At 56.8% G+C, this 24,145-nt stretch carries 22 protein-coding genes; 6 read left to right on the forward strand and 16 right to left on the reverse strand.

The annotated features are described in order from the left end of the window. Positions 1-2: 2 nt before the first annotated feature. The 3 genes from Q0915_RS22250 to Q0915_RS22260 are packed head-to-tail and all read right to left on the reverse strand — an operon-like array spanning position 3 to position 2,675. Complete coding sequence (locus Q0915_RS22250) at positions 3-431, reverse strand: ASCH domain-containing protein (RefSeq protein ID WP_299478969.1); 429 nt, start codon at positions 429-431, stop codon at positions 3-5. Positions 432-436: 5 nt separating this feature from the next. Continuing rightward, positions 437-2,044, reverse strand: coding sequence for a carboxyl transferase domain-containing protein (locus Q0915_RS22255; RefSeq protein ID WP_299478971.1), 1,608 nt, complete (start codon positions 2,042-2,044; stop codon positions 437-439). Between the two features lies 1 nt (position 2,045). Next, entirely contained in the window at positions 2,046-2,675 is a 630-nt protein-coding gene (locus tag Q0915_RS22260; protein ID WP_299478974.1) for a TetR/AcrR family transcriptional regulator, read from the reverse strand. A 185-nt stretch (positions 2,676-2,860) separates the two neighbouring features. Between Q0915_RS22260 and ppk2 the strand changes: the two genes are divergently transcribed. The 3 genes from ppk2 to Q0915_RS22275 all read left to right on the forward strand — a co-directional run bounded on the left by ppk2 (position 2,861) and on the right by Q0915_RS22275 (position 5,760). Further along, a complete protein-coding gene (gene ppk2, locus Q0915_RS22265) occupies positions 2,861-3,769 on the forward strand; it encodes a polyphosphate kinase 2 (RefSeq protein WP_299478977.1) in 909 nt (302 codons plus the stop codon). A 105-nt stretch (positions 3,770-3,874) separates the two neighbouring features. Continuing rightward, a complete protein-coding gene (locus Q0915_RS22270) occupies positions 3,875-4,882 on the forward strand; it encodes a Gfo/Idh/MocA family oxidoreductase (protein ID WP_299478979.1) in 1,008 nt (335 codons plus the stop codon). A gap of 311 nt (positions 4,883-5,193) precedes the next feature. After that, positions 5,194-5,760, forward strand: a complete 567-nt coding sequence (locus tag Q0915_RS22275; RefSeq protein WP_299478981.1) for a VPLPA-CTERM sorting domain-containing protein — start codon at positions 5,194-5,196, stop codon at positions 5,758-5,760. A gap of 147 nt (positions 5,761-5,907) precedes the next feature. Here Q0915_RS22275 and Q0915_RS22280 read toward each other — a convergent pair whose 3' ends face one another. Both Q0915_RS22280 and infC read right to left on the reverse strand, forming a co-directional pair. Then, a complete protein-coding gene (locus tag Q0915_RS22280; RefSeq protein ID WP_299478983.1) occupies positions 5,908-6,231 on the reverse strand; it encodes a hypothetical protein in 324 nt (107 codons plus the stop codon). A gap of 87 nt (positions 6,232-6,318) precedes the next feature. Then, positions 6,319-6,858, reverse strand: a complete 540-nt coding sequence (gene infC / locus Q0915_RS22285; protein WP_299479180.1) for a translation initiation factor IF-3 — start codon at positions 6,856-6,858, stop codon at positions 6,319-6,321. A 301-nt stretch (positions 6,859-7,159) separates the two neighbouring features. Between infC and Q0915_RS22290 the strand changes: the two genes are divergently transcribed. Beyond that, entirely contained in the window at positions 7,160-7,603 is a 444-nt protein-coding gene (locus Q0915_RS22290) for a translation initiation factor IF-3 (RefSeq protein WP_299478986.1), read from the forward strand. Here Q0915_RS22290 and Q0915_RS22295 read toward each other — a convergent pair. From Q0915_RS22295 to Q0915_RS22310, 4 genes are all read right to left on the reverse strand, one after another. Continuing rightward, positions 7,600-7,974 (reverse strand): YkvA family protein, encoded by a 375-nt coding sequence (locus tag Q0915_RS22295; RefSeq protein ID WP_299478989.1) that lies wholly within the window; start codon positions 7,972-7,974, stop codon positions 7,600-7,602. The two genes, Q0915_RS22290 and Q0915_RS22295, sit on opposite strands and share 4 nt — an antisense overlap. 249 nt (positions 7,975-8,223) lie before the next feature. Next, positions 8,224-9,384, reverse strand: a complete 1,161-nt coding sequence (locus Q0915_RS22300; RefSeq protein WP_299478992.1) for a glycerate kinase — start codon at positions 9,382-9,384, stop codon at positions 8,224-8,226. A gap of 148 nt (positions 9,385-9,532) precedes the next feature. Further along, a complete protein-coding gene (locus tag Q0915_RS22305) occupies positions 9,533-11,410 on the reverse strand; it encodes an SLC13 family permease (protein ID WP_299478995.1) in 1,878 nt (625 codons plus the stop codon). A gap of 130 nt (positions 11,411-11,540) precedes the next feature. Then, complete coding sequence (locus tag Q0915_RS22310) at positions 11,541-13,229, reverse strand: acyl-CoA dehydrogenase family protein (protein ID WP_299478998.1); 1,689 nt, start codon at positions 13,227-13,229, stop codon at positions 11,541-11,543. Positions 13,230-13,392: 163 nt separating this feature from the next. On the opposite strand from Q0915_RS22310, the gene Q0915_RS22315 reads away from it, so the two are divergent. Next, positions 13,393-14,292: a YihY/virulence factor BrkB family protein gene (locus tag Q0915_RS22315; protein ID WP_299479001.1), complete on the forward strand. Its 900-nt coding sequence runs from the start codon at positions 13,393-13,395 to the stop codon at positions 14,290-14,292. A 2-nt stretch (positions 14,293-14,294) separates the two neighbouring features. Here Q0915_RS22315 and Q0915_RS22320 read toward each other — a convergent pair whose 3' ends face one another. Continuing rightward, positions 14,295-15,170, reverse strand: coding sequence for a DMT family transporter (locus Q0915_RS22320; RefSeq protein WP_299479004.1), 876 nt, complete (start codon positions 15,168-15,170; stop codon positions 14,295-14,297). A gap of 456 nt (positions 15,171-15,626) precedes the next feature. Between Q0915_RS22320 and Q0915_RS22325 the strand changes: the two genes are divergently transcribed. Further along, the gene (locus Q0915_RS22325; protein ID WP_299479007.1) at positions 15,627-16,811 is read left to right on the forward strand and encodes an FAD-dependent oxidoreductase; all 1,185 of its coding nucleotides are present in this window, start codon (positions 15,627-15,629) and stop codon (positions 16,809-16,811) included. A gap of 46 nt (positions 16,812-16,857) precedes the next feature. Here Q0915_RS22325 and Q0915_RS22330 read toward each other — a convergent pair whose 3' ends face one another. The 6 genes from Q0915_RS22330 to Q0915_RS22355 all read right to left on the reverse strand — a co-directional run bounded on the left by Q0915_RS22330 (position 16,858) and on the right by Q0915_RS22355 (position 23,881). Further along, entirely contained in the window at positions 16,858-17,655 is a 798-nt protein-coding gene (locus tag Q0915_RS22330; RefSeq protein WP_299479009.1) for an alpha/beta fold hydrolase, read from the reverse strand. A 75-nt stretch (positions 17,656-17,730) separates the two neighbouring features. After that, complete coding sequence (locus Q0915_RS22335) at positions 17,731-18,912, reverse strand: adenylate/guanylate cyclase domain-containing protein (RefSeq protein ID WP_299479012.1); 1,182 nt, start codon at positions 18,910-18,912, stop codon at positions 17,731-17,733. A 67-nt stretch (positions 18,913-18,979) separates the two neighbouring features. Continuing rightward, entirely contained in the window at positions 18,980-20,485 is a 1,506-nt protein-coding gene (locus Q0915_RS22340; RefSeq protein WP_299479015.1) for a glycosyltransferase family 39 protein, read from the reverse strand. Positions 20,486-20,523: 38 nt separating this feature from the next. Further along, positions 20,524-20,955: a GtrA family protein gene (locus Q0915_RS22345; protein WP_299479018.1), complete on the reverse strand. Its 432-nt coding sequence runs from the start codon at positions 20,953-20,955 to the stop codon at positions 20,524-20,526. Then, positions 20,945-21,976, reverse strand: coding sequence for a glycosyltransferase family 2 protein (locus Q0915_RS22350; RefSeq protein ID WP_299479021.1), 1,032 nt, complete (start codon positions 21,974-21,976; stop codon positions 20,945-20,947). The genes Q0915_RS22345 and Q0915_RS22350 overlap by 11 nt, the downstream gene beginning before the upstream one ends. Before the next feature lie 135 nt (positions 21,977-22,111). After that, positions 22,112-23,881, reverse strand: coding sequence for a B12-binding domain-containing radical SAM protein (locus tag Q0915_RS22355; RefSeq protein ID WP_299479024.1), 1,770 nt, complete (start codon positions 23,879-23,881; stop codon positions 22,112-22,114). Positions 23,882-24,145: the final 264 nt, after the last annotated feature.

Genomic DNA, 24,145 nt, shown 5'->3' on the forward strand with positions numbered 1-24,145 from the left:
GCTTATCCTTCACGCTGCACTTCCTGAAGATCCCGGACCACCCTGAAGCGTTCGCAGACCAGCCACATTTCTGGATCAAAGCCGCCGTTCCGCTCGAAAAAGGCCTGATGATCCTTGCGCCAGCCCGCGAGGTCAACGTTCTCGCCTTCGGCCAGGGCGAAGTCTTCGGGAACGTCACAAAACCGCATGGTTTTGATGTCAAGCGTCTCAATGACAAGCGCCGGCGTTCCGTCCCAATCGAGGGCTATGTCCCTACGCCCTACCTCCGGCATGGTTTCCCCGCCGGCTTCAAAATCGCGTAGTGCGCCACAGGTCGCGGTTTTCGTGCCGGCCCGGACAAGTGCGATCAGATGGCTGCTCAGCTCTTCCCCGTCGCCAAACTTGAATGTCGTGGCGCCGGGATAGGTCTCCTTGAGGTGCTTAAGATCCATCTTACTCACATCCTGAAGAGACCGAAGCGGGTGTCCTCGATCGGCGCGTTCAGGGCCGCTGAGAGGGAAAGACCCAGAATGTCGCGCGTCTTGCGCGGGTCGACGATGCCGTCGTCCCAAAGACGTGCCGTGGCATAAAGCGGATGCCCCTGTTCCTCGAACTGGTCGATGATGGGCTGCTTGAACGACTGTTCTTCCTCTGCCGACCAGCTTCCCCCTTTTCGTTCGATGCCGTCGCGGCGGACCGTTGCCAGAACACCGGCCGCCTGCTCACCCCCCATCACCGAAATGCGGGAATTCGGCCATGTCCAGAGGAAGCGCGGCGAATAGGCACGCCCGCACATGCCGTAGTTTCCGGCACCGAAGGAGCCGCCGACGAGCATCGTGATTTTCGGGACGGACGTGGTGGCGACCGCCGTTACAAGTTTAGCGCCGTCCTTGGCGATGCCGCCACTTTCATATTTCCGGCCGACCATGAAGCCGGTGATGTTCTGCAGGAACACCAGCGGTACCTTGCGCTGGGAGCAGAGCTCAACGAAATGCGCACCCTTGACCGCGCTTTCGGAAAAGAGGACGCCGTTGTTGGCAATGATGCCGACCGGCATGCCGTGAATATGCGCGAACCCGCAGACCAGGGTCGTGCCGTAGCGCGCCTTGAATTCATCGAACCTTGACCCGTCGACGACACGGGCGATGACTTCCCGGATGTCGTAAGGCGTCTTCAGATCCGCTGGGACAACACCGAGGATTTCGTCCGGGTCGTAAAGCGGGTCCTCGGGCGTTTCCAGTGCTACCTGCGAGGTCTTTGACCGGTTCAGGCTGGCGATGGCGCGTCTTGCGAGCGCGAGCGCGTGTGCGTCGTCACGTGCAAGATGGTCGGCAACACCGGACAGGCGCGTGTGAACGTCGCCGCCACCAAGATCTTCTGCCGAGACTTCCTCGCCCGTTGCCGCTTTCACAAGCGGGGGGCCTGCCAGAAAGATCGTGCCCTGGTTCTTGACGATGATGGTTTCGTCCGACATTGCCGGAACATAGGCACCACCTGCGGTACAGGACCCCATGACAACGGCGATCTGCGCAATGCCCTTGGCTGACATGTTCGCCTGATTATAAAATATCCGGCCAAAATGATCCCGGTCCGGAAAGACCTCGTCCTGATTGGGCAGGTTGGCGCCGCCTGAATCCACGAGATAAATGCAAGGCAGATTGTTTTCTAAGGCGATCTCCTGGGCACGCAGGTGTTTCTTGACCGACATCGGATAATAGGTGCCGCCTTTGACGGTCGCGTCATTGGCGAGGATCATGACCTCCTGGCCCTCCACCCGGCCGATGCCGGCGATCATTCCGGCAGAGGGTGCGGCGCCTTCATACAAGTCGTGGGCAGCGAGCATGCCGACCTCCAGAAATGGAGACCCGGGATCAAGAAGGCGCGACACACGCTCCCGGGGAAGAATTTTGCCGCGGGAAACATGGCGGGTGCGCGCAGTCTCGCCGCCACCGTCCAGCGCTGACCGCGCCGCAGTACGCACGGCATCCATCGCCGTTTCGTGTGCGGCCTTGTTGGCGGCAAATTCACTGCTTCTGGATGACAGGTTCGATTTCAGGATGCTCATGTCATCCGTTCTCCCTTTGCAGGTCTTTTTCTTCCGGTGCGACCGCCTTGCGCACCATCGTCAGGTAGAGGTCCCCGATCTCGTGTTCCCCAAGCCGTCCACCTTCCCGGTACCAGGTCGGGATGCCCGTGAGCATCGCAATGATGGCTCTGGTCGTGACTTTCGGATCCTCGACGTCGTAGCGACCGGCGGCCGAACCTTCTTCGAGGATCGACGTCAGAACCGCTTCATAGCTGCGCCGTTCTTTCTCGACGGTCCTGAAGTTCTCGGGTTCCAGATTGCGCAGTTCCATGTATGAGATGAACACTTCGTCCGCGCGCTCCAGGTGATAGCGGATGTGAAAGCGGACAAACCGTTCGAGCGGATCCATGGCCACGGGAAAAACCGCTGATCGCCACGCTGCAAGGAGCTCGGCCATGTGGGTCAGCATCAGGTCTTTCAAAATGTCCTGCTTGGTTGGGAAGTGGTTGTACAGCGCCCCTGGCCGGACACCGACATCGGTCGCGATCTCACGCATGGAAACCGCAGCGTAACCGGTACTGGCAAAGCGTTTCAGAGCCGCCTTGCGCACGCGGTGCGCGGTCTCCTGCCCTTTGGACCGGGACTCTGACCTTTCCGCCGATACAGACATTTGTTCCTCCTGAAGTCAGGTATAAATGAACGTTCATTCATTTTCAAGCAAAGAAGACCTCCCTGGCTGCCTTTGAGAAGGATCAAGGACCGCTAACTGGTTAAACTGTCAAAAAACTTACATGGTTAAGCTGTTCACACTCTTTCAGAGTTTCACCGTTCGAGACGTTTCAAAAGGACCGATTGATGACTGAAGAAAGCGCAAAGAGTTGGGTTGAAGCCGAATGGGCGGATTCCCTAGATGAAGAACTTGAAATGGAGATCGACGACAATCTGGTCGCAAAGGATCTTCAGTTCATCTCGGACAAAAAGCACAAGTCACCGATCGACCGGAACACCTACTTCCACGAACTGCTGAGATTGCAAGCCGAACTGGTGAAGCTGCAGGACTGGGTTCAGCACACCGGCGAGAAAATCGTCGTCATTTTCGAAGGCCGTGACGCAGCTGGAAAGGGCGGTGTGATCAAGCGCATTACGCAGCGCCTGAACCCCCGCGTTGCGCGTGTCGTTGCCCTGCCGGCGCCGACGGAGCGTGAAAAGTCGCAGTGGTACTTCCAACGCTACGTCCCGCATCTGCCGGCTGCAGGCGAAATCGTCATGTTCGACCGTTCCTGGTACAACCGGTCCGGCGTTGAACGGGTCATGGGGTTTGCAACCGAAGACCAGGTCGAACAGTTTTTCAACGACGTTCCGGAATTTGAACGCATGATCGTCCGCTCCGGGGTCCGGCTGATCAAGTACTGGTTCTCGATCACGGACGAGGAACAGCAATTGCGCTTTCTGATGCGCATCCACGACCCGCTGAAACAGTGGAAACTGTCTCCGATGGATCTGGAATCACGCATTCGCTGGGAAGATTATACAAAAGCGAAGGAAGAGACCTTCGAGCGCACCAACATTCCCGAGGCGCCCTGGTTCATTGTGGAAGGCAACGACAAGAAGCAGGCGCGCCTTAATTGCATCAGCCATCTTCTGTCGCAAATTCCTTATGAGGAAGTCCCGCACGATCCGGTCGCGCTGCCGGAGCGCCGGTTCAATCCGGACTATGAGCGCAAGGTTCTTCCGGAACATCTCTATGTACCTGAGAAATTTTGACAGTATGTGATCAGCTCCGGTTACGCCGGAACGCATCCCGGCCTTGCGGGCCGGGATTTTTTCGTGCCAACTGAAGAGTGTGCCTAGGGAACGGGAGAAACATAAATGGACAGCAAAAAGGTCCGCTGGGGGATCATTTCAACCGCCAAGATCGGCCGTGAAAAAGTTATTCCCGGGATTCAGGCGTCACAAACCGGGATTGTTACGGCCATTGCTTCTCGCGATGCCGAAAGGGCAAGCGCGGTTGCTAAGGATCTTGGCATCGAAAAAGCATACGGCTCCTATGAAGACCTCTTCAGCGATCCGGACATCGATGCAATCTACAACCCGCTTCCAAATCACATGCATGTTCCTGTGACCGTGCAGGCTGTCGAAGCCGGCAAGCATGTCCTTTGCGAAAAACCGATCGCTCTCAGCGCTGAAGACGCCTCGACACTGCTCGACCTGCCGAAAGACCGCCTTGTCGCGGAAGGTTTCATGGTGCGCACGCACCCGCAATGGATCCGGGCCCGCGAGATCGTGCGCTCAGGAGAGCTAGGCGATCTACATGCAATCCAGGGCTTTTTCAGTTTCTTCAACAACGACCCGGACAATATCCGCAACAGGGCCGATATGGGCGGCGGTGCCCTGATGGACATCGGTTGCTACACCATGCTTGCCGGCCGCTATTTCTTTGAAGCAGAACCGGAACGGGTCGTTTCGCTGATTGACCGTGATCCGGACTTCGGGACAGACCGGTTCACCAGCGTGATCATGGATTTCGGTGCAGGACGCCAGCTTACCTTCACTGTGTCCACACAGCTGACGGCGCATCAGCGGTTGCAGCTCGTTGGAACCCGGAAACGTCTTGAAATCCCGATCCCCTTCAATGCCCCCCAGGGCGCGGCCACCGAGCTTCGGATGGACGACGGCTCGGCCCTTGGCGACGCATCGATGACAACCGAAAACGTTGAACCGTGCGATCAATATGCCGAACTTGCCGACGTTTTCGGACGCGCAGTGCTGGGTGAAAAGGTCATGACCTACGGTGTCGAAGATGCGCTGCAGAACATGAAAATTCTCGACGCAATTTTCGCTTCTGCTGAAAAAGGCGGGTGGGTCGACATCGTTTAGACCAGTGGCGCTTGCCCGGGTCACTTAGCCGATTTTCTGGGCCTTCACCGTTGAGCAAGCGAGATGGCATATTGCTTTCCGCTGGATGTCAATGACGTGCCGGTAAATCTGCGTTTCAAAAAGAAGAAAACGAACCCAAACTGGCGAAGGAATGCAGCAAACGCAAAAATGGAGGTTTATGCGAATGCACAACCTAAAATAGTTAATCGGTTGTACATTACCGTAACATCCTGAAAATTAACTCGAATTAATTTGACATGCCTTACCTTTAAGAATTTAATTACCATCAGTATTTTTATGGAGTTATGCGTATGCGTATTTTCAAACGCTCAATGGCAGGCGTTTTCGTGATCGCTATCGTCAGTGCACTATTCGGCTTTGCGAGCGGGCCTGCACAAGCGGTTCCGATGAGTTGTTCAAGCGCCGCGACATATACGCTCGGTGATTCGACATCAGCCGCCTGTTTTTCCGGCAATGACACGAACCAGATAGATGGGTCTTTCCCGCTGTTCGGTATGACGGGATGGGTGCTCGCCGACAAGAATGACGACACGGCGTCCGGGGATGGAACGATCAAGTTCGTCACCGGGCCTACCAATGGTGCGAAAAACGGAACCTGGTCGATCGATACGCTGGCGGGTCTGACAAATGTCGTCATTACGTTGAAGGCCGGGAACGGTTTCGGCGCGTTCCTGCTCGATCTTACGGTCCCGGATCCGCTGTCCGGTATTTGGTCGTCGTCAAAGGGGCTGTCCCATGCGTCGATCTACTATAACGGCACACCGACCACGGTTCCCCTGCCCGCGGGAGCGGTCCTCTTGATTTCCGGTCTTGCCGGGATCGGGCTCCTGACGTCGCGACGCAGAAAAAAGACTTAAACCAGTCGCGGCTACAAGTTCTGAGCCGACAATGAAAAAGACCCCGCAATCGCGGGGTTTTTTGATCGATTGGGTTCGGCAATCCCGCCTTTGGCCATCTTGCAAAGACGTAAGGATCAAATCGTCTCTGAGGTCGTGTTGGTCGGTCTATTGCGCGAGTTTCCCTGTGGCGACAACTGTCTCGAAATACTCGACCTTCAGGTCGAATGACTTGAGCAGCTTCTGTGTACTCGGTTTGACGACGGCGTCGTCAAAGGCACCTTTTTCAAAATGTGCAGCCGACTCAAGGTCCGACCAGAGGCTTGTGACCACCAGTTCATGATCGTTGCCTTTGACTTTCACAGCCAGAGCAGCCCCCAAATGTCCCGGCAGCTCAGCCATCTCGACGAATGTGGTTCGTTTCAGATGGTCCGCATAGCGCGCCAAGACCTGTTCGCTTCCGGCAACGGCTCTCCACAAACGGATGATCATGCGGCTCCTCCTCGATATTGTGGGATTGTAGTCATCATAAAAAACCCCGCCGAAGCGGGGTTCAATGATCTCAGATTTCTGCTTCGCCTATTTAATGGGAGCCAGAACCATCACCATCTGGCGGCCTTCCAGCTTGGGTGACGATTCAACCTTGGCGATTTCTGAAGTTTCCTCACGGACCTTGTTCAACAGATTCATGCCGAGGTCCTGGTGCGCCATTTCGCGACCGCGGAACCGGAGTGTGACCTTCACCTTGTCGCCGTCGTTGAAGAACCGCAGCATGTTTTTCATCTTCACTTCATAGTCATGCGTGTCGATGTTCGGACGCATCTTGATCTCTTTGATCTCGACGGTCTTCTGTTTTTTACGGGCTTCTGCAGCTTTCTTCTGGGCCTGGTACTTATACCGGCCATAGTCCAGGATCTTGCAGACCGGGGGATTTGCGTTCGGCTGGATTTCTACGAGATCCAGACCCGCATCCAGTGCGATATCCATCGCTTCTTCTGTCGGTATGACACCGCGGTTGGCGCCTTCATGATCAATCAACTGGACTTCGCGAACGCGAATTTCGTGGTTTGTGCGCGGGCCTTCCTTTGTGGGAGGCGGGGCGCGGAACGGACGGCGAATGGTCGCTAACTCCTCTATCGTTTCAACCTGGCACCAGGCATTGGCTCTTCAAGATACACGAAAGACCTCGGAACTCATGTACCAAGGTCTCCGTTGCATTTGTCCTAGCGCCGTCCCCTAGACTCCTGCGAAACCGGCGAAAAGTCAACCGAAATAAGCGGTTTTGAGTCTTTCCGGTTGTTCGCCCAGAAGGGGTTCCTGTCTTGATGATTGGGCTGCGGCAATCGCAGCCAAGTGTTGTATTTTTCCGGATGATACCTCACTTAGGGATCGGTCGGGAAGTTTAAAAGAGGGATCTCTATTGGACGGCACAAAGTTTCTGGTTCAACTCCTGAAAATCGTCTGCGGCTTCATCTTCGGGCTGATCGCCTGTGGTTTGTTCCTTGCCTGGGGCTTTTTCCAGTCCGTGCATCCCGGTGAGAATCCAGTCGCATTTGGTGCCATGGTCGGAACCGGCCTTGTCAGCGCCAGTGCCGTCGGTGCGGCAGCTCTGGTCCCTGCAAGTGTGTTGATTGCAGTTGCCGAATTTGCACGCCTTAAAGGGATCGTGTTTCATCTTGCCGCAGGCGGGGGCATCGCATTTCTGCTTTGGACACTCGGTTCAGCCGGTCAGAATTCGGATATAAGGCCCGGCAGCGTCATTGCGCTTGCGGCCGGGTTTCTTGCAGGACTGGTCTACTGGGCGATAGCCGGACGCACGTCCGGATGCTGGCAGCCGCGAAAGCAGGCGGAAAACCAGCCTTAGAGGTCTCCGTCCTTCAGAGCTTCCTTGGCGGCGTCATAGTGGTCATCGCGGATATGGCTGCGAACCATGGCGATCGCCGCCATGAGCACCGTCGCATCGTCGCCAAACCCAACTCCGATCAGAAAATCCGGAATGGTGTCCAGAGGCAGAACGAAATAGGCGAGTGCGGCAATGACCGTTACACGGACTTTTGCGGGCGTCGCGGGGTCGAGCGCGCAGTAATACCCGGCGACCACATCTTCCATGAAGGGGATTTGCCGGGCCGCTTTCTTTGCCGTTGAAAGCAGTTTTTCCCTGACGGTTTTCGTCTGTTCTTCTTCGGGCCCGAGATATTCAGGTTCGAATCCCAGATCTTCAAAAGTCGTGTTCATAGGCCTGCTCTCTTGTCCCCGATGCACTTAAGATAAGCGTTGAGACGAGCCGGTTCAACTTTTGCGCATTCCTGCCTTGGAGACAGGGGAACCTTTGAACCGTCGACAATTGATGTCCAGCAGCCTGTGACGGAGCATTGCGTTCATGAACGAAAAAAGGCCGCCGCCGGTTCGGATTTGCTTTGCCCGAAACCAGCAGCGGAGTCGTAACCATCTCTATTATTGTTGTTTTTGTTCTTTGCCGAAGGCTCAGGCGGCTTTCAGCCGGGCTCCGACCATTATCATCCGAAGCGCGTCTTCGCTGGCGTTTCTGAGCAGTTTCCTTGCTTCCAGGATGGCATCTTCGAGTGAGCACGGCCGTTTGAGAATTGAAGCGAACGCGTCAATTCCGGTATCCAGGGTTGTGCGCACACCGGTGCCGATGGTCCCGGCCAGTGCAATTGTCGGAATATCGCGTTTTCGCGCGCGTTGGGCGACCTCACAGGGCACCTTGCCAAAGGGGCTTTGCCCGTCGAGGGATCCTTCGGCCGTGATGACGAGGTCAGCCGACGTCAGCAACGCCTCGAATTCGAGATATTGCATGACGATATCGAAACGCGGGTGCAGAGTTGCCCCGGCAAAAGCCATCAGTCCCGTGCCGAGTCCGCCGGATGCACCGGACCCGTTTTTCAGTCCGAGATCCAGGTCGAGGTCTCTGTTCAACAAGAATGCGTAGATTTCCAGCGCTTCTTCCAGCGCCTGTACCTGCGATGGCGTCGCTCCCTTTTGTGGTCCGAAAACCCGGGCAACCCCCCGTTCACCCAAGAGGACGTTGTGCCAGTTGACGGCAGCATCGATTTGGGTATTGGCGAGCCGTGGGTCGAGGCCGGAAACATCGATCCGGGACATGCGTGCCAGTTCAAGACCGCCGCGGCCGATTTCGCTGCCATCCTTGTCAATCAGGCGGGCACCGAGAGCTTGTGCCATGCCGGCACCGCCGTCGTTGATGCCGCTGTCGCCGCATCCGACGAGAATGCGCTCTGCACCCGCATCCAGTGCGGAAAGAATGAGTTCACCGACACCAAAACTGGTCGTCAGGGTCGGATCTCTCTGATCACGCGGCACGAGGCTCAGTCCTGCCGCCGCGGCCATTTCGATAACCGCTGTCTTCGCTCCTTCGCCGCCAAGCATGCCGAAGAAGCTGTCGACGGTTTGGCCAACCGGGCCCGTTACCGCAACCTTGTGCAAGGTTCCTGCGGTAGCGCTGACAAGGGCTTTTGTAAAACCTTCGCCACCATCGACCATCGGTGCCTTGAGGATGCGGCAATCCGGCAAGGCCCGGTGGCAGCCTTCGGAGATTGCTTCCACGACATCGTTCACGTCGAGTGATTCCTTGAAGCCTGACGGGGCGACCAGAATGTTCAGTGGCATAATCATCTCCTTTTTGTTTCTGAAGGTGAAAGGAGAACGAGCCAGGCCCCGAATTATTCCGCGGCAGGTAAAACTTTCGGTGGCATACAAGGAAAGGGCCCGGCGTGATGCCGGACCCTCGCGTTCATGCCAGGATTGCGATAGCAGATCAGGGTTTCTTCCTTGGGACAAGCGGGATTGTTGTGCCTGCCGGTCCACTTTCCTGAAGAGCGCCAGAGCACAGGCTCGCTGCCTCGCGAACGCGTTCGCTCCTCAGATTGATTTCTGCAATTGCAACGGAATGATCGCGCAGATAGACCATGTCTTTTTTCCGGTAGATCTCCTTCACCGCGGATTTTTCAACCGGATAGCCAGTTTGCCGCAACCGGTTCCAGACATGCCACCAGCCGGCGGCCCACATAGTCTCGTCGCGGATCGTTCCAAGCATCAAGACTTCAAGATGATGAGCGGAACAAAGGGCTCCTTCCATCGGTTGAGGACGGACACTGTCGTGTGCCGCCAATGATGTAACTTCAAACGGGTCTGCATGCAGGCCCTGATGCTGCACAATCGGGTTCCGTTCGGAGAGGACGGGCATCTGGATTGGCCAGACGAAGATGGCAAAAACGGCTATGACAGCGACTTTGAGCGGCAAGAGCGCCAGTGCAAGCCTCATCAGGTCACTCTGTTCGAAGTGATTTTCCCCGACAGACCGGAATATGGCGATGGGTTTGGCGCTTGCCACCATGGTCTGGCAAAACCCGGTGCCGAGAACAGTCACAAGGATGAGAGTCGCGGTGTCGTGGTCGAATTCGGCCAGGGGAAGCGCCAGCGCCGGAATGAGAACGGCTGCACGGGCACTGCGTGAGTTGATGACCAGATGAGCTGCCACCGAAACGAGCACGACAAACAGAATGGTAAGCTCGCGATTGTGAAGGACGTCTGCGGGCAGAATGAACAGGAGCTTGTCTGCCAGCCACTTGCTCTTGCCGGTCGAAACGACGGCCTGCGCGATCACCAGGGTAGACGCGAGGAAAACCAGGAGCTCGGTTTCCACGTTTCGAAACAGTTCCTTCGGCTTTTCTTCCGTCAGCAGCGGCGTCACCACCAGTGCAGCTCCAAGACATGCAATCACAGCGGTGCCGAGCCCGTGCCAGCCGGTGGTGGACCAGGCGAGAACCATGGCGGAGAGCACGAACAGCAATCTCTTCTGCTTGGTGCTGAAAGACCCGGATGGAGCATCGTCGCTCGTCGAAAGCCTGGTCCTGCGCTCATTTGCGGGCACAAACAGTTGAAGGATCAACAGCGTGGCCCCGTGTGCGGAAAGCAGGGCGACCGGGAACGCGAGCATGATCCACTCGAAGAAGGAAATGATGTTTCCCGTGGAGGTGCGGATCGTTTCCACCGCGACAAAATGCGCTCCGGCGCCGATCAGTGATCCGCCGGCCGACAACAGGATCGCGCTTGGGAACAGCAACGCGAGGGCCCGGCGCAGGTTTCCGGTCGGCATTGCCGGGAGCAGGCTGACGAAGACGGGAACAAGCAGTGCCGCGCGTCCGGAAGTCGACGGTACGAGGAAAGCAGTTGCGGTGATGACAAAGGTTAATCCGTGGAAGAGCCCGGAAACCGAGGAAAACCTCTTGGTGACCGCAAATGCCAGCCATTGTGTCAGGCCGGACGATTTGATGGCGGCGGCAATCACGAAAGCGGCTATCAGCAACCAGACAATTTCCGTCCCGAGCGCCTGATAGAAGCGCTCTTCCGGAAATGCGCCGGTGAGAACCAGCCCTACCGCAGCAAACACCGCAACGACGGAGTCGGGTATTGGTGTCAATGTCCAGCCCACGATCGCCAGACCGGTCAGCAGAAACGCGGCGGCCGCTTGTTGCGGCATGCCATGTGGCGCAAGGAAAACAAATCCGGCAAGCACCGACGCAATCAGAATTGCGATTGCCGTGTTGGGCGCAATTCCAATCAGCTTGCCAAGCAAAGGATCTATGACGGCGGGCATCCGGGCCCGGCGAATGGCAGCGGCGCGGTCAGGCATTTCGTTGTTCTCCTTTGTTTGCGGGTGTGGAGAACAACGAAACTGGCTAAGGAATTATTCCATTATCTTTCATGAGAGCAGATGCTCCATGCGCAGATTTTTTTTCACAAGCGGCGTCTGCGCAGCCGGATCAGGCATTGCCGCGCGTTTCGAGAAGGCGCCGAGCGATCACCTGCGCCTGAATCTCGGCAGCACCTTCGAAAATGTTCAATATGCGGGCGTCGCACAGCACGCGGGAGATTGCGTATTCCAGTGCAAAGCCGTTGCCGCCATGGATCTGCAGGGCGTTGTCCGCGGCAGCCCAGGCGACACGCGCACCCAGAAGTTTCGCCATACCGGCCTCCAGGTCACAGCGCTTGCCGGAGTCCTTTTGCCACGACGAGAAATAGGTAAGCTGCCGGGCGATCATCAATTCGGCGGTCATGACCGCGAGCTTGTCGGCAACGCGCGGAAAGTGAATGAGCGCCTTGCCGAACTGGATGCGTTCTTCCGCGTAGCGCAAGCCAAGGTCCAGTGCGGATTGGGCAACACCAAGCGCGCGCGCAGCCGTTTGGATACGGGCACCCTCGAAAGTCTGCATGAGCTGCTTGAAGCCTTCGCCCTCGACCTGACCGAGCAGGTTGTCAGCTTTGACCTCGAAGCCGTCGAACGCGATCTCGTACTCCTTCATGCCGCGATAACCGAGAACCTCGATCTCACCGCCGCTCATCCCGGTGGCCGGAAACGGATCCTCATCCGATCCGCGCGGTTTTTCGGCAATGAACATGGACAGGCCCTTGTATCCCGGTTCATCCGGATTGGTGCGGGCCAGTAGCGTCATGATATCGGCGCGAACAGGATGCGTGATCCAGGTTTTGTTGCCCGAGACTTTCCAGGTGTCGCCGTCCTTGACGGCGCGCGTTTTCAGGGACGCCAGGTCCGAACCCGTATTCGGCTCTGTAAAGACGGCCGTCGGCAAAATTTCGCCCGATGCGATCTTGGGCAGCCAATGCTGCTTTTGTTCTTCCGTGCCGCCGCACAGGATCAGCTCAGCGGCAATCTCCGACCGCGTTCCCAGAGACCCGACACCGATATAGGCGCGTGAAAGTTCTTCAGAAACGACACACATGGCTTCCTTGCCAAGCCCGAGCCCGCCATATTCCTCCGGAATGGAAAGCCCGAAAACGCCGAGTTCAGACATCTGATCGACGACATCAAGTGGAATGTACTCGTTCTTGAGATGCCATTCATGGGCATTGGGAACGACGGTGTCTTCGGCGAAACGGCGCATCTCGTTGCGGATCTGTTCCATTGTTTCGTCAAGACCTGGATCGCCGAAGGTGGACTTGCCTGCCTGGTCCCGAATGAGCGCTGTGATTTCACCGCGAATGGATGGCGTGTTGCCTGTCTCGATGAGAGCCTCGACTTCAGGTGTCCGGTAAGCCCCGGCCTCCGTCGCAGAGATGCCGAGGTCCGAGAGCCGGACGATTTCGCCCTGGTTCATCGGGATGCCGCCAAAGATCTGGGCCAGGTATTCGGCAAATCCGAGCTGGACGATCCGGTCTTCCAGAGTGCCGTATTTTCCCTGGCTTCTCAGGCGCTCGGCATAAGCGTCGAGTTGGCGCAACGATTCGACGTATGTGGCCAGCCATGCAAGTCCGTGAGTGGCGCGCTGTTCCTGTTCCATAAGTCTGGAGGACACGCGCCCGTTTTCACTCACGAGTGCGCGCACACGCTGCGCTGCGTCATCAAGCAGATTATCAAGCGTCCCGACTATGGACGCAGTTTGTTCAGTCAGGCTCTCTGGCGTTTCTGCCGCCGTCAGGGCTGCAGTGGACATTGGCAATCTCCGTTTTCATTTGTTGCGCAAACGCGCTTGTTGTTGAAGCTATGTTGCGTCGCACACATCAATTTGTCGAGCCGGAATTTGTTCTTCTTTCGGAGGGGGCACAATTCGCCGGTTCGCACTTGACTGATAAGGGTGCTGGAGGCCAGATCAGATAATGGCTGTGCGGCAGACATTTTCGGCAATTTATTCGGTTCTCAAGGACGCGATCGGGCACTTCGCCCGCGATGACGGCTTTGCGATGGCCAGCCACGTGGCGCTTTCCGGATTGCTTGCGATCTTTCCGCTGTTGATATTCATTGCCTCCCTTGCCGCCTTCTTCGGCATGACGGGGGCGGCCGACACGGTGTCGGATCTTGTCTTCGACGCTTGGCCCGAAACGGTGGCAGCACCTGTCGTGCGCGAGATCCACAACGTCCTGACCGTGCGGCGCGGCGATCTGCTTACCTTCGGCGCGATTGCCGCCTTCTGGTTCGCCTCCAATGGCGTTGAGGCCTTGCGAACTGCATTGAACCGCGCCTACCGGCAACAGGAACACAGGTCCATCGTCTTCCTGAGGCTACAATCACTCGGTCTTGTGCTTTTGGGTGCGGCTATCCTGCTAGCCTATACGTTTCTGGTCGTGTTGGCGCCGCTGGCGCTGGAAGCGTTGCAAGCCTACGTCCCGAAGGTCGAAGCATTCCTGCTGTCCATTAACGTCGCGCGCTATTCTCTTGCCGGCTCGCTCCTGATTATCGGATTGTTTGTTACACACTGGCTGCTGCCGGCGGGGCATAGATCGTTTCGGGACCTGTGGCCAGGCGTTCTGGCAACGCTCGTGATGTGGATTGTCGCAGGCAGCGCCTTTGGTACCTATCTGGCGAGTTTCGCAAATTACGTTTCCACATATGGCGGCCTTGCCGGGATCATGACCGCCCTGATCTTTCTCTATATCTGCGCTCTCGTCTTCATCCTCGGCGGCGAACTCAACGCTGCGATCTCGCGCCAACGGAGATTGCGCGCACGGCTGAAGGCGCGCGGAGGGCCGAGCGCGATGCCCGAAGCGGCGGGGGAATAGGGTCACGCTTTCCGGGCGGATTGCCTGATCATCAGAACGGCGGCGATAATCAGTGCCATCCCACCGACCTGAACGAATGTCAGCGTTTCGTCGAACAGGAAATAGCTTTCGACAGCGGTGGCAACAGGCACGAGATAGAACAGGCTCGCGACCTGTGAAACAGCGCCCTCACGTATGAGAAGCATGAGCAGAAGAATAGCCCCGACCGACAGGACGAGCACAAGCCAGACCATCGCAAAGACAAGTTCGCCTGACCAGATGATCTGCCAGCTTTCGAAAAGTGACAAGGGCGCGGTGATCATGAGGGCGCCGACATACTGCCAGATTGTGGCGGTCAGCAGGTCGGTGTTCGGCACGAAACGCTTCTGGTAGACCGTGCCAAGACTGATTGCCGCGACCGAGAAGAATGCTGCGCAAATCGTAATGGCAGTAATGCCCGTGCCGGTGATGTCAAATTTGGGGCCCAATACCAGAACAAGACCGCCGGCGCCGATCGCCATGCTGATCCAGTGGTTTCTCGACACCGTTTCGTTCAAAAGCATGACCGCGATCAGGGCGGTCAGGACCGGCTGCAGGCCGACGATGATAGACGACGCACCTGCCGGCATGCCTTGTTTGATCGCCCAGAAAATGCCGCCCAGATATATTCCATGCACCAGCATTCCGGTGATCAGACAATGTAAGATTGCCAGGGGTTGGACCGGCCATGACCTGGCCAGGAAAAGCGCGAGCACGATCAGAATGGGAAGGACGGAGAAGAAACGCACCGTCAGAAAAACCATTGGATCGATGTATGGCGCCCCGAGTTTCGAGCCAACAAATCCGGTGGACCACAACAGAACGAAGATAACCGGTGCGGTTTTCGTCAGAAACTTCAAGGGAACCTCAACCGGAAAGGGGCAGGGGCAAGCGCGCTTCGTGTTGAAACTCGGAGAATTGCAAAATCGTTGACCGTTATTCGGCACGACCAGACAACGTTGAAACGCGGTTCGCAGTTTAGGGGACATACGATGCCGGCTTTCGAATCGCAATCACCTTTTCGGATCCAGTCGCAGCTGTCAGTGAAGGTCAGGGCCCGTTCCTGATGGTCAAATCCGCCGCGGAACCGGCCCGATCCAAAGGAAATAAGCCAGCACAACCGGCCGAATCTCTTGGCAATCAGGGTACCTTGATCCGGCGGAAAGTTACCGACTTCCTGAACGCGGTTCGCGAGGCATAAGGCCCGTTTTTCCTGAAGTTGCGTGATCTGACCCATCGCGGCGTTTCGCCCTTCTGGCGGAGAGCGAATCTTCGTGCTAGTGACGATAGAATATGCATGAAGAAGGCGAGACGGAATGCAGGAAGAAATCGTCATCATCGGTGCCGGACAAGCCGGTGCTCAACTTGCCCATTCGCTTCGGCAGGGCGGGTTTGAAGGTCCGCTGCGCCTGATTGGCGACGAACCGCATCCGCCTTATCAGCGGCCGCCTCTTTCCAAAAAATACCTTTCCGGGGATGTGGGTGCCGAAGGTCTCTGGCTGCGTCCTCCGGCGTTTTTCGAAACCAATCAGATCGACCATATTCCCAACTCCAGAGCTGTTTCGATAGACCGTTCCGCAAAAAGAGTTCAACTGGAAAACGGCGATACGCTCTCCTATGGCAAACTGGTACTTGCGACCGGAACCAATGCGCGCAAGATCCCCTTGACCGGTGCCGACAAGGCTGGCGTCGTCACCTTGCGGTCGATCGCCGATGTTGACGCCATTCGCGACGGTCTGAAAACGAGTAATAGCATTGCGATCATCGGAGCCGGCTATATCGGCTTGGAAGTTGCCGCGGTGGCGAAGGCGTTGGGCAAGTCCGTCAGCGTCATCGAGGCACAGGACAGGCCGATGAAGCGGGTCGTCAGTCAGGCCGTCTCGGACTACTTCTCGGGTCTGCACCGGGATAAGGGCATTGATCTTCTCCTTGAGGCGTCCATCGATTCACTTGTCGGAGAGGACAGGGTCACCGGCGTCAAGCTGACCAATGGGAACGTCATCGAGGCCGAACTGGTGCTGATCGCCGTTGGCGCGGACCCCAACGATCATCTGGCAGGTGAAGCCGGACTGGAAATCGACAATGGTGTTCTCGTGGACGGATCAGGCCAGACGAGCGACCCGCATATTTATGCCGTTGGAGACTGCACAAGGTTCTATTCGGGCAGGTATCAACGCTCGGTTCGCATGGAGAGTGTGCAGAACGCGATCGATCAGGCCAAGGCTGCCGCGCAGGCCCTGCTTGGCGAAGAGGTCGATTACGATCCGTTGCCCTGGTTCTGGTCCGATCAATACGATGTCAAACTGCAGATTGCCGGTTTATCGGAAGGCTATGACGATACCGTTGTGGTCGGCTCGCCCGAAGATCACAAGTTCTACGTCGCCTATCTGAATGAGGGCCGGCTGATCGCTGTTGACAGCGTGAATTTCCCCCGTTCGCACATGCTTGCGCGCAGAGTGATCGGAGAGACCTGGCGCGAAGGCCTTTTGCCGGACGTTTAGGATTGCGCCGTCCAGGCTCTGTTCTATTTGCCGCCTGTCCGCAAGTTCAGTTCACGCCTGCGTTTTGCAGGATGAGCCGGGTCACTTCCTTTGGAATTTCCAAATGAGGCATGTGGCCAACGCGCTCGAAAATATGCGTTGCGACGATGCCAGGGAGCTTGTGCGCCTGGCGCGTCGGCAGGACCCTGTCCTGTGTTCCCCATATCACCTTGATCGGCATTAGCAAGGCTGCCAACTCATCTCTGGGCAAGGTCTTTTGCACGGTTCCGTCGATAATCTCGTCTGCAATGGCTTCCAGTGTCGCCGTTGCACCCGGTTTGCTTCGGCTTTCGGCAGTGGTCTTCGCCAGATACTTCGGCAGCCTGAATTCCCAGCCGAAAAATTGCTCGAGCAGAACCTCCATATCGGCTGCGTTGGTTGCTGTCGCATAGCGGCGCAACAAGCGGTGATTGATCTCCGGACCGAAGCCGCCGGGCGCCAGGAGCGTCAGGCTCGATACGCGTTCGGGATCTCGCAGGGCGACGAGAGCTGCGATTGCTCCCCCCATTGAATGACCGACGAGGTTGACCTTCGTCAGGTCGAGGTGCTCAAGCGATTGTGCGACCGCTTTCGCAGCAATGCCGGCATTGCCGACGCTCGGCCAATCCAGGGCCTGCCCATGACCAGGCAAATCGAAGGCGAGCGAGCGTTTTCGTCCCGACAGTGCGGTTTGAGTGTTGAGCCAGGTTTGCCGATCGCCTCCGAACCCGTGCAACAGCACGATAGGCGTGTCATCTGCCTGACCTGATTTTTCCTGGTCGTTGAAAGGCAGGTGAAGGGGAGGCGCTGGGCGGAGATCGGTCATGTTTTCTCTTGAGAAGGTGCTATCGATATTTGAAAGGCAGTGCAGGACTTTGGAGGTGCATGATTACGTCTAACATCATTCAAGCGCAAACAATGGCTGAGGGTCCGTAAATCCGCTGAGCTCGAATGACCCGACCGGACGGGCGCGTTCACCGCAAAGCCTGGCAACATCCTCTGTCATCAGAACATCCGAACCCGCGGACTTAGTCAGGCTCTCTATCCGTGCAGCAGCGTGAACCGTCTGACCGATGACGGAAAAGGTCAGTCTGTTCGGGACGCCGATGTTTCCAAACATGACGGAACCGACCGAGAGCGCGACCCCGGCTTGCATGGGCAGAACGTTCGATGGGTCTTCGTTGATTGCGATAAGACGTTTGCGTGTCTCATCCGCAGCCTGAATTGCATGTGCGCCGGCTTTTTTCAGGCCCTGGCCATCAAGTGGAAAGACGCCGAGGACGGCGTCTCCGATGAAGTCGAGAACTTCACCATGATTGTCGAGAATCGCCCCGGCGGTTGCTTCGAAATAAGTGTTTAGCCAAGCAAGATAGGCATCGGGTCCAAGCGCTTCCGCAATTGCAGTTGATTGGCGCATGTCGCTGAAATAAATCACGGCGTCGACAGTTTCGCCGTCACCGTGACGGATTTGTCCGTTCAGCACCTTCTTGCCGGCGTTCCTGCCCAGATAGGTTTCCGCAATTGTCCGGCTAATCTGACTTTCGATTGTGGCCCGCGCGGCAAGCGCCAGCCGTTTCTGAATATACTCAATCGCTGAAAGGGCTTCGTCGGAAAATCCGTTTTCAGCGCGGGTCGCCCAGCTGACTATGATCCCGCTGGTCGGATAATCCTCGTTGGTAACGGGCAGATCGAAACGTGTTGGAAGAACGAGGTAGTCCGTGTATCCGGTGGCGCTCAGGCGGGTGAGAAGCGGAAACTCCTGGGGTGCATTCGAATTTGTCAATCGGCGGCGGAAACGCGGTTCTTGGTTGACCAGAACCGCTCTCACCGGGCTTTGCAGCCAGTCCTCGGTTTCTTCTTCTGAATGTGCAATGAGATCGTGCTGAAGTTCAGCGCCGCTTTCCCAGACCACGACTTCGGCTTCAATGAGCGGGTGCAGTGTCGACCAGGCCATCATTGCCCGGTCGATCGGAACATCGCATTGGCGCATCCGTTCGCACATCTGCGCAAACATCTTGGCCATGTCCGGCGAGCCAAGCGCTTGACCGATCAGCCAGTCTTCGATGTCGTCGATTTTCGCCATACTTATCATGACGCCAAGTTAGTGTCCTTTTGCTGCCGTTTCCAGACGGGCGATTTCCAGTCTTCAACTATCCGGCGGGTGTTTTCGCGACCGCGCCGGGTGGAATGATCAACCAGTTCACGATGACATCCGGGATGTCAGCCGCGCTCTGATAGTGGAATGTTCTGCTGCCCTGGCGGACGGCGTCCGGATAAAACCGGAGCAACTCGTTAAGCGGTGCCTCCCGGTCTCCGCGCCAGACAATCATCAGGCCGTGTTTTTCAACGTCTTCAATGTCAATCCATGGGCTCAGCGCCTGGCTATGCAGGTAAAACATGGAGGGGCGGCCCGGAGCGTGAAGCGTCACATTCGCTGCGGACCACATGTCGCCAGCGACATAGCGAAGGTCAGTTTTCTGGTCATTTTGCCAGATTGCCGCCAACTCTTCTGCGACTGATTTCGCCGGATAGTGCATCCGCGTCTGTTTCTTTTTCCAGTAGGGCTCAAGCACGGCCTGACCAAAAATCACTGCCAGGAAGATTGCCTGGATTGCAACAGCGGCGACAAATGCGCGCCGGGGATGTGACCACAGGTCGGGGAGAGACAGGTAGCGGACAGCGACAACACCTGAGAGCACAAACATCGGCGTGCCCCACATGTGTTCAAATTCATTGCCGGTCAGCGCTGAGGCGAACAACACGACGATCAGGGGAACGAAAGCAAACCAGAGCAAAAAGCGATCGCCGTGTTCAACCAGTCGAGTGTTGTTCTTCTTCAACTCTGCCCGAAGCTGTTTGAGCTGATGCCAGCCAAGGCCAGCCGCGATCGCGAGAAACAAACCGGCGTGGTTGCCGATCTGGGCGAACAGAAAATTCAGCGGATTGAACAGGTGGTCGATGACCGTCGCCGCGGATTTGCTGCGGCTGGCCGCATACTGGATTGTGAGGAAATCGGTCTGCAGCAGCCATAGAATGTGCGGAACAAGCAATACGGCACAGATCAGGGTGCATAGCCACGGGCCAAGCGTTCTGAACAGGCGGCGGGCATCAGGGAACACCAGCACGTAAAGACCGATGGTTCCTATGAGGAGGACGACAAAGTACTTGGTGTAGAGCCCGAACGCGGCGACGGCGCCCAGCAGTATCCAATCAAGTAGACGGCTGGTTTCCTGCGCGCGCAGAAAAAGCAGGATCATCGCGCCCCAGACAGGTATTTGAAGGATGTTCGGATTGAACTCCGGCATCGGCAGGGTGAAATAGAACGTCACGCTGGTCAGAATGACGGCCCAGAATGCCTGCCAGTTGTTAAGTCCCAGGCGGCGGCCGATCTGCCAAATGAACAGATACCCCAACGCGGCCGACGTCGCGCTGAGCCAGTATCCGCCGAAATAATATCCCCCGGTCATCCGGTATGTCGCCTCGAGCAGCCAAGCCTGCATCGGAGGGTGCTTGGTGTAGCCAAGCTGCAACTCGCGCCCCCAGGCAAATCCTTCGACAACGTCCAGCGGTGGCCCTGGAAATGTGAGCGTGGGTACCAGGGCATAAAGCAGCGACAGACCGGCGGCATAAAGGAGCGCAGCGCGTGTTGCTGTCATTCTGTTTTCCTCTTTGAGGTCGCTTGAATATTGTCCGCTCAGGACGCCGCCGGATGGTGGGCAAAGGCCCAGAGCCTGGCTCCTACGAAGGAAAAAGCCGGCACCACCGCAATTGCAAGCCAGAGACCGTAGATCTCAGGCCACGGGGCGAACGCAAGCCAAAGTGCGAGGATCGTGGAGTTGAGCGCGAACCCGCTGACGGAAATGATCAGGAACCTCGTCATGGTTTTCAATAGGGTTCCAGCCTGCCTCAAGTGGTTGAAGCTCCAGAAATAGTGCCCGCTGAAGGAGACAGCAAAGGCTGACAGAAAGCCGCAGACATTCGATGGCACGACGGCGAGAAGCCTTGTTTCGAACAAGACCGAGGCAACGACCGCGTGGGTAAGCGTTGCGAGAATGCCGATTATCGCGAATTTGCCCGCCGCTGCACCTTCCGTTTTCAGCGTTTCACGGTTCACCTTAGCCAGCATCGGTGCCCTTGCCTGTCTCTGCGCCTTCCTGTTGTTCGCCTTCGATGACATCCTGCAGGATATAGACCGGCCGCTGCTTGGCTTCGTTGAAGAGCCGGGCGATATATTCCCCGATCATTCCGATCGACAGGAGCTGGACGCCAGAGAAAAACAGGAGCGCAACCATCAAGGAGGCATAGCCAGGCAGGTCCACACCAAAAATGGATGTGCGGATTATGAGGAAAATCGCGTAGGCAAAAGCTCCGAAGGAAATTGCTGCGCCTCCGTAAAACCAAACGCGCAACGGCAGCGTCGTGAATCCGGTCAACCCATCAAGGGCGAAATTCCAGAGTTTCCAGTAGTTAAATTTTCCGTCGCCGGCCTTGCGCGCGGGTCGTTCATAAGGAATGGCCATCGCCGGAAAACCGACCCAGGCAAACAAGCCCTTCATGAAACGATTCCGTTCGGGAAGGCGCAGGAGGGCGTCGATGACGGCCCGGTCGATCAGGCGATAGTCGCCAGCATTTGCCGGCATGTCGATATTTGCGAGCTTGTTGAACAGTTTGTAGAACATGTTTGCGGTCGACCGCTTCAGCACCGTGTCGGACGATCTGTCGACACGAAGACCGTAGATGACGTCGTATCCCGCACGCCAGCCGTCCAGCATCTGCAATATCAGTTCCGGCGGATCCTGAAGGTCGGCGTCCATGATGACGGTAATGTCTCCGCGCACCGCTTCCAGACCCGCAGACAAGGCGGCTTCCTTGCCGAAGTTCCGAGAAAGGCCAAGCAATCTGCCGGGGAGACCGTTTTTGAGTTTTTCGGACAGGAAATCTGCGGTCGTATCGCGGCTGCCGTCGTCGATGAAAACGTACTCGTAAGCAAGTCCTGTTTTCTCGAGTACGGGCCGGGTTGCCTCAAGAAAATGGCCTATCACGTCTTCTTCGTTAAAGACGGGGACAATCACGCTCAGCAATGGATCTGCCGGTCTTGCAGTCTCCCGGCGCGAGACGTAGATTTTTGAGGCAGCCGTCTTGTTCATCAAGGTGTCAGGTCTGAATTGAGGCAAGGATGCTCGCCGCAACCTGCAGCAATTTCAGGAAAAAGGCCAGCCCAAGCTTTGCCTTCGGCAAGCTGTTTCACAAGTAGTCACTGCGCGCCGCACCACCGGCTCCGCTCATGCCGAAACCTTTTTCTCCTTGGGCTGCGTTTTTCCCAGGATCTCCTTCTGACGCTTTGCCTTCGCGACGGCCTCTTTGGCGGCATCGTTGAGATTGAAGATTTCAAGATTTTCACCTTCTGCGTCAGTCACCGGCTGAATGGCGAAATCCGTGTAGTTTGCGCCTTGAGGATCTCTCTGGATCCGCTTTCTCAGTTTGTGAATTTTCCATCCGTAGTGACCGAAACGGAGGTATTTCACCAGGCTTTCAAATGCAAATGCAGGATAGTGAAGCGCAGCGGGCCAGCGCTTGAAGCCCGGTCTGCGCTGGCGCCGGTCCTTGTATCTGAAATAGCCGCATTGCTGCGGGTGCACGCCCTCGAAGCGCATCGCGCCGTAAATCTGCAGGCAGAGCCGCCAGACCCTGACGGGCTTGATGCCATAGGCCACATTCCGGCGCATCAGTGTCTCGACATGTGCGTCCGTGTAGTACCAGTCCCAGATGTCCCGGTAGGTCTGCTGCCAAACCTCGGCGCTCATGACCGGATGCTCGCACGTGGTGTGTTCCAGGTCGTACCGGTTGAGGTCGGGATCGAGCCATGTTCCCTTTTCGTAGAGTTTCTGATGGTCCTCGGAGCCCGGCAACGGGGTGAGCATGGTGAACTCAAGCATGTCGACCGGCAATTCCCGCTGAATGATCTCGATGTCGCGGCGAATGCTTTCAGGCGTGTCGTTCGGCAGGCCCATGATGAAACCGGCATAGGTTATGATCCCGGCCTCTTTCCAGAGCTGAAACATCTTCCGGTATTCGGTGATGCGGTTCTGCCCCTTCTTCATGTGGGCGAGGTTTTCGGGGTTGATGCTTTCCAGCCCGATAAAAACATGGGTGCAGCCGGCGCGTGCCGCCTTGTCGACAAAGCCCGGCAGGCGGTGCGCGAGCGTGTCGATCTGGATCAGGAAATGAATGCGGATCCCATCCTGTTCCTTCAGCTCGATGATGCGGTCGAAAATCGGCTCCCAGTTCTTGTTGCGGGCAAAGTTGTCGTCGGTGATGAAGAAGGACGTGATGCCCTGCGCGTGGTTGGCCCTGATCAGATTCTCGATATCGTCCGCGTCCCGCCAGCGCGACTTCCTGCCCTGCACGTTGATGATCGTGCAGAAGGAGCACTGGAACGGACACCCGCGTCCCGCATCGAAAGAGGAAAGGCTGCCATCGTATTTGCGCACAATGGACTGAGGCAGCAACGGCGGCACCTGCTGCTGCAGTCCCGGCAGATCGTGCATCACGTTGTAGACCGGCTTCAAACGACAATCTGCGGCTTCTTTCAGGAGCGTTTCGAAGTGTTCTTCGGCTTCTCCAGCAAACAGAACCACGCCCATGTCTATTGCTTCCTGAAGGTCGCTTGGGATGTCCTTCAGCATGGACAGGCACCCGGAGACGTGAAACCCGCCCATGAGCACGGTTACGTTTTCGCTCCTGAGCTGCTGCGCAATATCCAGCGCTCTTGGAAACTGGTTTGATTGAACGCCTACCAGACACACAATCCCGCGACCGTCTCTGGTCCTTTCTATGATCTGGCGGAGCGGGACGCGCATCGTCATTTCATCATAGGCGTCGACGGCAATATCCGTATCTTCACCGAGGACTTTGCGCGCAGAACAATCCTGCGCAATGGCGTAAAGACAAGCCATTGAATTTGAGGGGATCCAGGCTTTCCACCATTGCAACACATAGCCGTCATCGTCGTAGTGGGACGGCTTGATGATTTCGATATGAAACTTACCCATTCTGCACGGCCTCGCTATCGCGTATGGCTTTGCAGCTCAACCGGACGCAGCACTTATTGGTCTTGTTGTCGCCTAAACCGAGAACCCAAACCCACATGTTCCGTTGGTGACGTAGGGTAATGCATGCTCATATCCGACACAACAATTTGCCTCCGTAGCTCCGCTACGGTCGAGCAATAGGAGTTGTTCTTGTAGCAAGTTCTTTTTGGAGTTGTTTCGAGACAGTGGCCGAATGAGATGCTTTCGGAAGAGGGCACGGCAAGG

This window comes from uncultured Roseibium sp. (genome assembly GCF_947494555.1).
In the GTDB taxonomy this organism is placed as follows: domain Bacteria; phylum Pseudomonadota; class Alphaproteobacteria; order Rhizobiales; family Stappiaceae; genus Roseibium.

Bases quoted from the DNA above. Each gene is read 5' to 3' on its own strand.
- Q0915_RS22250 (WP_299478969.1), bottom strand. From the start codon at position 431: ATGGATCTTAAGCACCTCAAGGAGACCTATCCCGGCGCCACGACATTC.
- Q0915_RS22255 (WP_299478971.1), bottom strand. From the start codon at position 2,044: ATGAGCATCCTGAAATCGAACCTGTCATCCAGAAGCAGTGAATTTGCC.
- Q0915_RS22260 (WP_299478974.1), bottom strand. From the start codon at position 2,675: ATGTCTGTATCGGCGGAAAGGTCAGAGTCCCGGTCCAAAGGGCAGGAG.
- ppk2 (WP_299478977.1), top strand. From the start codon at position 2,861: ATGACTGAAGAAAGCGCAAAGAGTTGGGTTGAAGCCGAATGGGCGGAT.
- Q0915_RS22270 (WP_299478979.1), top strand. From the start codon at position 3,875: ATGGACAGCAAAAAGGTCCGCTGGGGGATCATTTCAACCGCCAAGATC.
- Q0915_RS22275 (WP_299478981.1), top strand. From the start codon at position 5,194: ATGCGTATTTTCAAACGCTCAATGGCAGGCGTTTTCGTGATCGCTATC.
- Q0915_RS22280 (WP_299478983.1), bottom strand. From the start codon at position 6,231: ATGATCATCCGTTTGTGGAGAGCCGTTGCCGGAAGCGAACAGGTCTTG.
- Q0915_RS22295 (WP_299478989.1), bottom strand. From the start codon at position 7,974: ATGAACACGACTTTTGAAGATCTGGGATTCGAACCTGAATATCTCGGG.
- Q0915_RS22300 (WP_299478992.1), bottom strand. From the start codon at position 9,384: ATGCCACTGAACATTCTGGTCGCCCCGTCAGGCTTCAAGGAATCACTC.
- Q0915_RS22305 (WP_299478995.1), bottom strand. From the start codon at position 11,410: ATGCCTGACCGCGCCGCTGCCATTCGCCGGGCCCGGATGCCCGCCGTC.
- Q0915_RS22310 (WP_299478998.1), bottom strand. From the start codon at position 13,229: ATGTCCACTGCAGCCCTGACGGCGGCAGAAACGCCAGAGAGCCTGACT.
- Q0915_RS22315 (WP_299479001.1), top strand. From the start codon at position 13,393: ATGGCTGTGCGGCAGACATTTTCGGCAATTTATTCGGTTCTCAAGGAC.
- Q0915_RS22325 (WP_299479007.1), top strand. From the start codon at position 15,627: ATGCAGGAAGAAATCGTCATCATCGGTGCCGGACAAGCCGGTGCTCAA.
- Q0915_RS22330 (WP_299479009.1), bottom strand. From the start codon at position 17,655: ATGACCGATCTCCGCCCAGCGCCTCCCCTTCACCTGCCTTTCAACGAC.
- Q0915_RS22335 (WP_299479012.1), bottom strand. From the start codon at position 18,912: ATGGCGAAAATCGACGACATCGAAGACTGGCTGATCGGTCAAGCGCTT.
- Q0915_RS22340 (WP_299479015.1), bottom strand. From the start codon at position 20,485: ATGACAGCAACACGCGCTGCGCTCCTTTATGCCGCCGGTCTGTCGCTG.
- Q0915_RS22345 (WP_299479018.1), bottom strand. From the start codon at position 20,955: ATGCTGGCTAAGGTGAACCGTGAAACGCTGAAAACGGAAGGTGCAGCG.
- Q0915_RS22350 (WP_299479021.1), bottom strand. From the start codon at position 21,976: ATGAACAAGACGGCTGCCTCAAAAATCTACGTCTCGCGCCGGGAGACT.
- Q0915_RS22355 (WP_299479024.1), bottom strand. From the start codon at position 23,881: ATGGGTAAGTTTCATATCGAAATCATCAAGCCGTCCCACTACGACGAT.